Genomic DNA, 7,760 nt, shown 5'->3' with positions numbered 1-7,760 from the left:
CCTGCAGCAGCGCTCGCCGTGCGATGCGGGCGTGTGGATTTGGGGTCGGGGTCATGGCGCCTCCTGCTCGGCCTTGCGCTGGCGCCACAGCTTACGCCTGCGCGGACGGCGGGCGCGGTACCAGTTCGCGCTGCACGGCCATGGCGGTGGCGCGCGGCACGATTGGGCGGCCACGCGCCTCCAGGTGGGCGCGCGTGAACGCGGCACCGAACAGCAGGATCAGCGACGAGTAGTTGACCCACACCAGCAGCAGCACCAGCGAGCCGGCCGCGCCGTAGGCCGAGCCGGCGGCGGTGTGGGTGAGGTAGAGCGCGATCAGCGAGCGCCCGATCGTGAACAGCCCCGCGGTGACGGCCGCACCCATCCACACGTCGCGCCAGGCCAGCACCACGTCGGGCAGGATGCGGAACATCGCGGCGAACAGCAGCGTCACCACCCCCAGCGACAGGCCGATGTCCAGCAGGCCCAGCGTCCAGGCCGGCACCGGCAGCCAGGCCTCGGCGAACACCATCACCGCACGCACCGCCACGCTGAGCAGCAGCGAGACCAGCAGCACGAAGCCGATCGCCAGCACCACGGTGAGCGACAGCACGCGGGTCTTGACGAGCAGCAGCAGCGTGTTGCGCGAGGGGCTGGGCGCGACCGACCAGATCGCGTTGAGCGACTTCTGCAGCTGCGCGAACACCGTGGTCGCGCCCAGCAGGATCAGCCCGAAGCCCAGCAGCGTGGGCCACAGGCCGTTGCGCTCGAAGCGCGCGCCGGCCACCGCCGACTGCACGAAGCCGGCGGCCTGCGCGCCGATCACGGCCTCGAGCTGCGCCATCAGCTGGCCCTGCGCGGCCTGCTCGCCGAGCACCAGGCCGATGACCGCGACCGCGACGATGACCACCGGCGCGATCGAGAACACCGTGAAGAAGGCCAGCGCCGCGGCGTACACGAAGGCCTGGCTGTCCAGCCAGTAGCGGGCCGCGCTGCGGACGACGGCGAACCAGTCGCGGAGGAGCTCGGGCATGGGCGCATTGTGCCGCCGAGCCCTGGGCGCCGGACCGGCCTACATCACGGTGGCGTGCGGATGCAGCGGGTGGTCCAGCGTGTCGGCGATCAGCCGCAGCGCGGCGTCGCAGTCCTCGCGCGTCAGCGGGCCGCCGAGGCAGATGCGCACCGCGTCCGGCGGATCGCCGTCGGTCGAGAAGGCGGCGCTGGCCACCACGCCGACGCCCTGGGTGCGCAGGTAGGACGCGAACTCCACCGTGCTCCACGACGAGGACAGCGGCAGCCAGAGGTGGAAGCCCTCCGGCTGCGCCTGTACCGCGTGGCGCGCCAGGTGGCGGGCCGCCATCGCCTGCCTGGCGATCGACTCGTTGCGGATCGCCTGCAGCATCGCCTGCGCGCTGCCGTCGACGACCCAGCGGGTGGCCAGCGCATTGGTCACCGGCGACGCCATCACCGTGGTGGCGCGCAGCGCGCCGGCCAGCCGCTGGGCCTGGCGTTCGCTGGGCGCACTGACGTAGGCGGTGCGCAGGCCCGCGCCGAGACACTTGCTGAAACCGGTGACGTAGTAGGTGAGCTCCGGCGCCAGCAGCGCCAGCGGCGGCGGCACCTCGCGCGGCAGCATCGAGTAGGCGTCGTCCTCGACGATCGGCACGCTGTAGCGCAGCGCGATGTCGGCCAGCGCCTCGCGCCGCCGCTTCGAGGTGGTGAGCGTGGTCGGGTTCAGCAGCGTCGGGTTGCAGTACAGCGCCTTGGGCTTGAGGGTCTTGCAGGCCTGTTCGAAGTCGGCCGCACTCGGGCCTTCGTCGTCGAGCGCCAGCGCGTGCAGCTGCACGCCGAGCTGGGTGGCGATCGCCTTGATGCCCGGGTAGGTGAGCGACTCCACGCACACCAGCTCGCCCGGCCGCGCCAGCTGCGACACCAGTGCGGCCAGCGCGCTGTGGATGCCGGGGCAGACCAGCACGCGCTCGGCGCTGCAGTCCGGCAAACGGTGGCGCAGCCACTGCACCGCGGCGTCCTTGTCCTCGGGCGAGCCGCCGAAGTCCTGATAGCGCATCAGCGTGTACAGGTCGCTGCGGGCCATCAGCTCGCGGGCGCTGTCGCGCAGGCGCTCGACCAGCGCCGGGTCCTCGGGCTCCGGCGGCAGGTTCATCGTCATCTCCGCGCCGCTGCCGCCGCGCAGCGGCACGGCCGGGCTGCGCCCGCGCACGTAGGTGCCCATGCCGGGACGCGAGTCGATCAGCCCGCGCTTGCGCGCCTCGCCATAGGCGCGCGCCACCGTGGTGTAGTTGAGCCGCAGGCTGTCGGCCAACTGGCGCAGCGTGGGCAGGCGCTCCTGCGCGCCGAGCCGGCCGGTGCGCAGGTCCTCGGCGATCAGGTCGGCGATCAGCAGGTAGGCGGGCCGGTCGCTGCCCTCGAGTCGGCGCAGCCAGTGCTGCATGGGTTTGGCGGCGGCCATGGGATGAAGGGCGAGGGCAGGGGGTCGGGATGGCGCATTGATTGCATCGTTCATGCCATCACCGGGTGGCCCGCGGCGAGCGACGGTGCCCAGGTGCGGTGCGCCGAGGGCCGTTGATCGGAGGCATTGATCGCATCGCGGCGCCTCACGCCGGTGCGTGCATTCCCCTGTGGAAAAGGGGTCTTGCCACGCCCCGGCGAGCCTTCGAAAAAGAAGCGGTCGACGGCGACCGCGCCGCGGCTTCTTGATCGCCCATTGATCGCATCGCCGGGCTGCACGGCGGGGCCGCCGTGGCACACCGCGTGCAAAGAGCCGGCTGCGCTCAGCGCCTTTCTTTCCTCCTTCGACCCCTGTCAACCGCCAACCGCCAACGGAGTCCGCCATGCCCAAAGTCACCCGCCCCGCCAACGAGAAAGGCGAGTTCCTCGTCGACTACGAAGAGAAGGTCTTCGAGGACGTGAAGGCCGCCCCGGGCGAGAAGGCCCTGGTCACCTTCCACACCGTCGCCTTCGAAGGCTCGATCGGCTTCGTCAACCTGCTGCAGGCCACGCGGCTGCAGCGCAAGGGCTTCGAGACCTCGGTGCTGCTCTACGGCCCCGGCGTGACGCTGGGTGTCAAGCGCGGCTTCCCGACGCTCGGCGACGAGGCCTTCCCCGGTCACCAGAACTTCAACAACCAGATCGCCAAGTTCATCGCCGAGGGCGGGAAGGTCTACGCCTGCCGCTTCGCGCTGCAGGCGCTGTACGGCCACGGCGAGGGCGCGCTGATCGAGGGCATCCGCCCGATCAGTCCGCTGGACGTGCTGGACATCATCCTGCTGCACCGCAAGGCCGACGCTTCATCCTCGACACCTGGACACTTTGAACACCCCGTTGCGGCTGCGCCGCTCCCCCTCGAAGGGGGCGACGCTGGCGGGCCGGCGGAGCCGGACCCGCGGCGTCCACTCGGTGGGCCGTGCCTCGGCCTGCGCCCGGCTTCTCGTCGAACCGTCATGGAGATCCTGAGATGAGTTCCCCTCGCACCGTCCGCGCTGCCGCGGTCCAGATCGCGCCCGACCTCGAGCGGCCCGAGGGCACGCTCGAGCGCGTGCTCGCGGCGATCGACGAGGCGGCCGGGCGCGGCGCGGGGATCGTGGTGTTCCCCGAAACCTTCGTGCCCTACTACCCCTACTTCTCGTTCGTGCTGCCGCCGGTGCTGCAGGGCGCGCCGCACCTGCGGCTGATGGAGCACGCGGTGGTGGTGCCCGGGCCGGTCACGCAGGCGGTCGGCGAGCGGGCCCGCGCGCGCGGCATCGTCGTCGTGCTCGGCGTCAACGAGCGAGACCACGGCAGCCTCTACAACACCCAGCTGGTGTTCGATGCCGACGGTGCGCTGATCCTGAAGCGCCGCAAGATCACCCCGACCTATCACGAGCGCATGGTCTGGGGCCAGGGCGACGGCGCCGGGCTGAAGGTGGTGGACAGCGCGGTCGGCCGCGTCGGCGCGCTGGCCTGCTGGGAGCACTACAACCCGCTGGCGCGCTACGCGCTGATGACGCAGCACGAGGAGATCCACTGCGCGCAGTTTCCCGGCTCGATGGTCGGGCAGATCTTCGCCGACCAGATGGCGGTGACGATCCGCCACCACGCGCTGGAGTCGGGCTGCTTCGTCGTCAACGCCACCGGCTGGCTGACCGACGCGCAGATCGCGTCCATCACGCCCGATCCGGGCCTGCAGAAGGCGCTGCGCGGCGGCTGCCATACCGCCATCGTCTCGCCCGAGGGCAAGGACCTGTGCACGCCGCTGACCGAGGGCGAGGGCATCGTCTATGCCGACCTCGACATGGCGCTGATCGCCAAGCGCAAACGCATGATGGACTCGGTGGGCCACTACGCGCGCCCCGAGCTGCTGAGCCTCCTGATCGACGACCGCCCGGCCACGACCTCGACGTCGATGACCGCGGCCGCCCTTGCCCCTGCCGTTCCCGCGACCTTCCGGAGTTCCTCCCATGAGCACGCCGCCCCTCAGCCCCGCCACGCCCCTGTCGCCGGAGAGCCGCCGGCTGATGACCGAGCTGCAGTCCTTCGGGTTGCGGCTGGCTGACCCGGGTTCGCCGAACGCCGGCGTCGCCAGCCGGCGCGGCGGCGCGGGGCCGTCGGACCACAAGGCGGTGACGGTCGACGGTCACACGATCATGGTGCCGGTGCACACCCACGGCGCCTGGGCCTCGCCCTTCGTCGCCGAGGCGCCCGACGCCGACGGCACGAGCCGTCTGACGCGCGGCAGCATCCCGATCGCGCGCGTCGCCTTCCCGAAGGCGCCGCGCTTCTATGCGCTGCAGACCTTCGACGGCGTGCCGTACTCGCACATCGCCACGCTGCACGGCTCGGACGTGCTGGCGACCACGGTGCTGCAGACCTGCATCCGCTACGAGAGCCGCCGCAAGACCTGCAAGTTCTGCGCGATCGGCCAGAGCCTCGCGGCCGGCCGCACGGTGGCGCACAAGACGCCGGAGCAGCTCGCCGAGGTGGCGCGCGCCGCGGTGCTGCTCGACGGCGTGAAGCACATGGTCATGACCACCGGCACGCCGCCCACGCCCGACCGCGGCGCGCAGGTGCTGTGCGACAGCGCGTTCGCCATCCGTGCGGCGGTCGACCTCCCGATCCAGGCGCAGTGCGAACCGCCGGATACCGACCAGTGGTTCGTTCGCATGAAGCCGCCGGCATCGACACACTGGGCATGCACCTCGAGGTGGTGACGCCCGAACTGCGCGAACGCGTCATGCCGGGCAAGGCCACGGTGCCGGTCGAACGCTACCTGGAGAGCTTCGAGGCGGCGGTCGGCGTGTTCGGCCGCGGTCAGGTGTCGACCTACATCCTCGCCGGCCTGGGCGACACGCGCGAGGCCATCCTCTCGATCGCCGAGAAGCTGGTGGCGCTGGGTGTCTACCCCTTCGTCGTGCCCTTCGTGCCGATCAGCGGCACGCCGCTCGAGGACCATCCGTCGCCGAGCCCCGAGTTCATGAAGGCTGTGCTGGAGCCGCTGGGTGCGATGGTGAGCGCCGGCGGGCTGCGCTCGGCCGACATCAAGGCGGGTTGCGGCAAGTGCGGGGCGTGCTCCTCGTTGTCGGTCTACGAATCATGATGCGCACCGCTCCCACGGCCCCCGAGCCGATGTGCGACCTGCCCACCGCCTTCACCCCCTGCGAGTTCCGCGTCAAGTGGGCCGATGGTGCCTGGGAGATCAACGAGGCGCGGCGCCTGCGCCGCCTGGTGTTCTGCATCGAGCAGGGCCTGTTCGGCGGCGGCGACGACATCGACGCGATCGATGCACATGCGCAGCCGCTGGTGGCGCTGTCCTGCGTGGGCGGCATGAGCGACCAGGTGGTCGGCACGGTGCGCATCCATCCTGGCCAGAACGAGGGCGACGAGGGTGTGTGGTGGGGCTCGCGCCTCGCGGTGCACCCGGCCTTCCGCAGCCACGGCCGGCTCGGTGCGACGCTGATCCGGCTGGCGGTGAGCAGCGCACGCGCGCGCGGCGCGCACCTCTTCCTGGCGCACGTGCAGGCGCAGAACCGCCCGCTGTTCGAGCGGCTGCACTGGCAGTGGCTGAAGGACGAGACGCTGCACGGCCGACCGCACGGCCTGATGCAGGCCGATCTGGCGCACTACCCGCCCTGCCACGATCCGCTGACCGGCTACGTGGCGCAGAGCCGGGCCCGCGCCTGACGGGGGCCGCATGGAGGATGCAATGCTGGGACAGGGGGGGCTCGACGGGCTCGCCTCGGCGTTGCTGCGCGGGCGCGGCTTCGCACACAAGCGCGACATCAGCGATGTGGTGTCGGCGCTGTCGGCCGCGCTGCCAGGCGGCACCGCCGCGCTGGGCCAGGCGGTGGGCGTCGGCGACGACTGCGCGGCGATCCCCGACGGCGACGGCGGCTACCTGCTGTTCGCGATCGAGGGTTTCGTCGACGACTTCGTGCAGCGCATGCCCTGGTTCGCCGGCTATTGCGGCGTGATGGTCAACGTGAGCGACATCTGCGCGATGGGCGGGCGGCCGATCGCCGTGGTCGACGCGCTGTGGAGCCGCGGCATGGCGCCGGGCCAGCAGGTGCTCGAGGGTCTGGCGGCCGCCTCGCAGCGCTATGGCGTGCCGATCGTCGGCGGCCACAGCAACAACCAGGCGGTCGGCGGCCAGCTCGCGGTGGCGATCCTCGGCCGAGCGAAGACGCTGCTGACGAGCTTCAACGCCCGCCCCGGCGACACGCTGGTGATGGCGATCGACCTGCGCGGCGCCTACCAGGAGCCCAACCCCTACTGGGACGCGTCGACCCGCGCGCCGGCCGAGCGCCTGCGCGCCGACCTCGAGCTGCTGCCGGCGCTGGCCGAGAGCGGCCTGTGCGATGCGGCCAAGGACATCAGCATGGCCGGCGCCGTGGGCACGGCGCTGATGCTGCTGGAGTGCTCGCAGGTCGGCGGCGTGATCGACGTGCAGGCGATCCCGCGCCCGCCCGGCGTGCCGCTGCTGCGCTGGCTGCAGTCCTTTCCGAGCTACGGCTACGTGTTCAGCGTGCGGCCGGCGCAGGCAGCCGCGGTGGCGCGGTATTTCGAGTCGCAGGGCATCGCCTGTGCCGCGGTCGGCGAGGTCACGGCGACCCCGCAGCTGCATCTGCGCGACGGCGAGACGAGCGCGCTGCTGTGGGACCTGGCGGCGCAACCCTTCATCGGCGCGCGAGCCGTCGTGCCGCGGGAGCCGGCCCATGTCTAGCCGTCGCCTGCGCATCGGCCTGCTGACCCATTCGGTCCATCCGCGCGGTGGCGTCATCCACACGCTGGAACTGGCCGATGCATTGCACGAGGCCGGCCACGAGGTGACGGTGATGGCGCCGGCGCTGCCCGGGCAGGCGCTGTTCCGCACGCCGCGTTGCGCGGTCGAGCTGGTGCCGGTGGCGCCGGCGCCTGCCGATCTGGCGAGCATGGTCGCGTCGCGCCGCGACGCCTGCATCGACCATCTCGCGCCGCGGCTGGAGCGCGGGCGCGGCTGGGACGTGCTGCACGCCCAGGATGGCATCGGCGGCAACGCGCTCGCGACGCTGCAGGAGCGCGGCCTGATCGACGGCTTCGTGCGCACCGTGCACCACCTCGACCGCTTCGACGATGCGCGCGTGATGGCCTGGCAGGAACGCGCCTTCCTGCGCGCGCGCCAGGTGCTGTGCGTCAGCCAGACCTGGTGCGACACGCTGCGGCGCGAGCACGGGCGTGGCCGCGGCGCTGGTTCACAACGGCGTCGACCTGCAGCGCTACGGCCGCCAAGCCGGCGCGGCCGATGCGCG

Annotated in this window: 6 protein-coding genes and 2 pseudogenes; 6 read left to right on the top strand and 2 right to left on the bottom strand. The window is 72.0% G+C overall.

Annotation, left to right across the window (positions count from 1 at the left end):
- Positions 1–91: 91 nt before the first annotated feature.
- A complete protein-coding gene (locus tag x551_RS15980; RefSeq protein WP_036232880.1) occupies positions 92–1,012 on the bottom strand; it encodes a YihY/virulence factor BrkB family protein in 921 nt (306 codons plus the stop codon).
- A 39-nt stretch (positions 1,013–1,051) separates the two neighbouring features.
- A complete protein-coding gene (locus tag x551_RS15975; protein ID WP_231497665.1) occupies positions 1,052–2,449 on the bottom strand; it encodes a PLP-dependent aminotransferase family protein in 1,398 nt (465 codons plus the stop codon).
- A gap of 382 nt (positions 2,450–2,831) precedes the next feature.
- Here x551_RS15975 and x551_RS15965 point away from each other — a divergent pair.
- From x551_RS15965 to x551_RS15940, 6 genes and pseudogenes are all read left to right on the top strand, one after another.
- Positions 2,832–3,313: pseudogene (locus x551_RS15965) on the top strand (MSMEG_0572/Sll0783 family nitrogen starvation response protein).
- Positions 3,314–3,454: 141 nt separating this feature from the next.
- Positions 3,455–4,531 carry a Nit6803 family nitrilase gene (locus tag x551_RS15960; protein WP_036232884.1) on the top strand — a complete coding sequence of 359 codons (1,077 nt, stop codon included), beginning with the start codon at positions 3,455–3,457 and terminating at the stop codon, positions 4,529–4,531.
- Positions 4,494–5,572: pseudogene (locus x551_RS15955) on the top strand (MSMEG_0568 family radical SAM protein). Before x551_RS15960 ends, x551_RS15955 begins: the two are co-directional and overlap by 38 nt.
- Complete coding sequence (locus x551_RS15950; protein WP_197028786.1) at positions 5,569–6,156, top strand: MSMEG_0567/Sll0786 family nitrogen starvation N-acetyltransferase; 588 nt, start codon at positions 5,569–5,571, stop codon at positions 6,154–6,156. The pseudogene x551_RS15955 and the gene x551_RS15950 overlap by 4 nt, the downstream one beginning before the upstream one ends.
- A gap of 22 nt (positions 6,157–6,178) precedes the next feature.
- Positions 6,179–7,195, top strand: coding sequence for a sll0787 family AIR synthase-like protein (locus x551_RS15945; RefSeq protein WP_036249462.1), 1,017 nt, complete (start codon positions 6,179–6,181; stop codon positions 7,193–7,195).
- Positions 7,188–7,760: glycosyltransferase (locus x551_RS15940; protein ID WP_253950395.1), on the top strand; the 573-nt coding region annotated here is incomplete at its 3' end. The genes x551_RS15945 and x551_RS15940, both read left to right, overlap by 8 nt.

The sequence above is a fragment of the Methylibium sp. T29 genome, assembly GCF_000576205.1.
GTDB lineage: Bacteria > Pseudomonadota > Gammaproteobacteria > Burkholderiales > Burkholderiaceae_C > Methylibium > Methylibium petroleiphilum.
Note: the sequence above shows the minus strand (reverse complement) of the source record. Positions and strands in the feature narration are given on the sequence as shown.